The organism is Arthrobacter sp. HMWF013, assembly GCF_003061105.1.
Classification (GTDB): Bacteria; Actinomycetota; Actinomycetes; order Actinomycetales; family Micrococcaceae; genus Arthrobacter.
Genome location: NZ_QAIQ01000346.1, coordinates 1 through 3,350, shown reverse-complemented (window position 1 = coordinate 3,350; position 3,350 = coordinate 1). Strand labels below are relative to the sequence as shown.

Annotated in this window: 3 protein-coding genes and 1 tRNA gene; 1 reads left to right on the top strand and 3 read right to left on the bottom strand. The window is 64.7% G+C overall.

Features of this window, described 5'->3' with window-relative positions:
- From DBR22_RS13130 to DBR22_RS13120, 3 genes are all read right to left on the bottom strand, one after another.
- Nucleotides 1-1,556: PP2C family protein-serine/threonine phosphatase (locus tag DBR22_RS13130; protein ID WP_108599387.1), on the bottom strand; the 1,556-nt coding region annotated here is incomplete at its 3' end.
- 2 nt (nucleotides 1,557-1,558) lie between these two features.
- Nucleotides 1,559-2,041: an FHA domain-containing protein FhaB/FipA gene (locus DBR22_RS13125; RefSeq protein ID WP_108599386.1), complete on the bottom strand. Its 483-nt coding sequence runs from the start codon at nucleotides 2,039-2,041 to the stop codon at nucleotides 1,559-1,561.
- A complete protein-coding gene (locus DBR22_RS13120) occupies nucleotides 2,038-2,781 on the bottom strand; it encodes an FhaA domain-containing protein (RefSeq protein ID WP_108599385.1) in 744 nt (247 codons plus the stop codon). Before DBR22_RS13120 ends, DBR22_RS13125 begins: the two co-directional genes overlap by 4 nt.
- A gap of 332 nt (nucleotides 2,782-3,113) precedes the next feature.
- Between DBR22_RS13120 and DBR22_RS13115 the strand changes: the two genes are divergently transcribed.
- Nucleotides 3,114-3,196: transfer RNA gene (locus DBR22_RS13115), tRNA-Leu, on the top strand.
- The last annotated feature ends 154 nt before the right edge of the window (nucleotides 3,197-3,350 follow it).

The window sequence follows — 3,350 nt, the reverse complement described above, 5'->3', positions numbered from 1 at the left end:
GTGGGGGAAGCTGCCGGATCCGTTGCAGGCGGAGCTGACGGGTCGGTGGTGGCGCCGGAAGTGGGCGGGGCAGTCAAGCACTCGTCCGCGGGGGCGATGGTTCCGGTGCCTTCGAGGTTCTTGACGATCCGCTGTGCGTCGTAAAGATCGCGGGCCGGGACGGTCTGCCGGACGCGCTGCTGTGAGAACTGGGGCAATGAATCCATCTGGATTTCTGTCACGGCTTCCAATGTTGAGAGCTGGATGGGCCCCAGCCGCTGCGAAACCCCGTTGTAAATGGCAACACGGGAATCAAACTCCCCGATGTAGTAGCGGGTCTGCGTCCAGGCGTAACCAAGCCAAAGGCCCACGGTCAGCACCAGCAGGACCGACGCGGCAATGGACAGGGTGACCCACCGGCGTGGCTTAGGCCGTTCAAGGATTTCATCCTCATCGGACGCAGGGGTCTCGGCCTTGTGGGTCAGGACGGTTGCGGCACGCCTGGCAACAGTGCGCCCGGCGATGGTGGGAATGGAGCCTGACTCAGCTGCAGCAGCAGCGGCGCCCACCAGTTCGTGGGGGCGCGAGGCCAGTTCCTGGCGCAGGACCTCGGCTGAGAGGTGCTCGCCCAGATGAGGGTCGGTGCTGGACTGTTCATCGGTGGCAGACTTCTGACCCTCAGCTGCGGGGCGTTCGCCGGCCTCAGGGGCGTCAGGATCCTCCCGGGCGTCCGGCGCGGCAGCAGCGACGGGGGCAGCGGCGGCCGGCAGTGAAGGGACGACGTCGACGGCGGCGGTACTGACGTCGTCGCGCGTTTCCTCAACGATTTCCACCATGACCACGGTGACATTGTCGGGGGAACCGTTCTCAAGCGTGAGGTCAACCAGGGTTTCAACGCACTCGCGCAGGTCCTTCGTCTCGCGGACCGTCCGCTCCACCACGTGGCCGGCAACATAGTTCAGGCCGTCCGAGCACAGCAGCCAGCGCTCCCCGGGTTTGACGTCCAGGGTGTCCAGATCCAGCTCCGGGCTGGCGTCGACGTCGCCCAGGACACGCATCAGGACGTTCTTGTGCGGGTGGGTTTCGGCTTCTTCGGGCCGAAGACGGCCTTCATCGATGAGGCGCTGGACGAACGTGTGGTCCACGCTGATCTGCTCAAACTCGCCGTCGCGGAGGCGGTAGGCGCGGGAGTCGCCGATGTGCGCGAAGTGCAGTTTGCCCTCGGCGAGCAGCAGGGCGGTGACGGTGGTTCCCATCCCGGCCAGCTTGGGGTTGATGTGGACCAGTTCGGAGAGGAGCGAATTGGCGGTCTGGATCTCGTCCGCCAGGATGGTGCCGGCGTCGCCCGCGTAATCTCCCTTGTCCAGGTGCAGCATGTCCAGGACGGTGGCGGCCGAGGCGACGTCGCCGCCGGCGTGGCCGCCCATGCCGTCTGCAACCACGGCCAGATGGCGGCCCACATACGCGGAGTCGTCGTTTTTGGCTCGGATGCGTCCCACATCAGAACGCGCTGCATAGCGCATGATGAGGGGCCGCTGGACGGGCTTGGACTCGCCGGCGGGAACTTCAGCGGCCATTGCTATGGCCTCAATTCGATGACCGTCTTGCCGATTCTCACGGGTACGCCAGGCTCAACGGGCAGCGCCCGCGTCAGCTGCTGATCGGCGAGGTACGTGCCGTTCGTGGAGCCGAGATCCTCGATGAACCAGCGGCTGCCCTGGGGAAAGAGCCGCGCGTGGCGGCCTGAAGCGTAGTCGTCCTCAAGCACCAGGGTGGCTTCCTGGGCGCGGCCCAGGAGGATAGGGCTCGCTGCCAGCGGGATGGTGGTTCCTTTGAGCGGACCTTCGGTGACCACCAGTTGATGCGCCTGCTGCTTCTGCGGCGGCGCGGGTGCCTCGGCGAGTTCAGGGTTTTTCCGGACCTGCCGCGCTGTTGGAGTGCCGGCAGCGGCCTTGCGGCCCACCATCAGATCACGGCGCATGGCCGAGACGATGCTGAAAATCAGGACCCAGAGCAGGATCAGGAAGCCGAACCGGAGCGCGGTGATGGTCAGTTCACTCATGGGCGGCCACCGGTGTTGGCAGGCAGAAGGCGAAAGATGATTTTTGTCCGTCCCATGGTGATGGTGGAACCGTCGGTCAGTTCTGTGCTGCCGGCAACCTTGTGGCCGTTGACGTAGCTGCCGTTCGTGGAGCCCAGATCCACGGCGCTGGTAACGCCGCTGGCAGTACGGATCTCGAGGTGGCGGCGCGAAACGCCGGTGTCATCGACGAGGATATCCGCCTCCGAAGACCGGCCCAGGACGATGGACGGCGCGTTGAGGGAATAGCGCTGGCCGTCGATATCCAACACCGGCTGCAGGCGTACGGGCTGGCGGCTGGGCGCTGCCGGCACATGGGGCCGTGGTGCCGCGTTGCCAGGACCGCCCTTGGCCTTTTCGGTGGAAGAGACAATCTCGAAGTCACCGGCCCGCATGTCCTCGGCCCGGCGGAAGGAAATCCGCACGGATCCCTGGAGCGTATAGCCCTGGCTGCGCACATGGTTGATGACGACGTCGCAGAGTTCCTCGGCCAGCGGCGTACCCCAGTCCTGGGCGCGCCTGAAGTCCTCGTCACTGAGTTGGACGTCGAAGACATTCGGGGCCAGTGTGCGCCCCGCTGCGACGGTGAGGGCTTTGTTGTCTACCTCGCGGCGGAGGCGGCTGGCGATTTCCACAGGTTCAACCTGGGCACGCGAGCCTGTGGAGAAGACACCGCGGACGGCTTTTTCGATGCCACGCTCGACCTTGTCCAGCAATCCCATGGTCCTTCTCCTTTCCTCCCGGCTGCGGGGTAGTTTTCGCTCCGGAACTCACTGCAGAGCATTGTTCAGAACGCAGTGGCCAGCCGGAGCGCGGCAGGCACTACTACATCAGATACTACTGGGCAGGCCTGTGAATGACCTTAATCCCCAACGGCCGGGCGTCCGGAAAAGTTCAGTTTGCCGACCCAGGCATAGCGGTTCGGCAGGGCATTCCAACGGCGCCGCTGTCCTCAATTGGTGTTTTGCCGCCGATGTCCGTTATGCTTGATCTCGCTGCTTTTACAAGGTTGCGGTTCCGGGAAACCGGGCGTAAATCATGGAAAAGAAGTTGCGCGCGAGTGGCGGAACGGCAGACGCGCTGGCTTCAGGTGCCAGTATCCGAAAGGGTGTGGGGGTTCAAATCCCCCCTCGCGCACGCAAATATACAAAAGAACCCCGGTCTTCGGACCGGGGTTCTTTTGCGTCCGGGCCCGGTCCTGCTGCCGGGTCCGCGCAGACCATGTCCCACACGCCGCCGGAGTACCTGGTCCAAGACGACAAATCCCCGCCGCATGGCCTTTTCCCCGTGG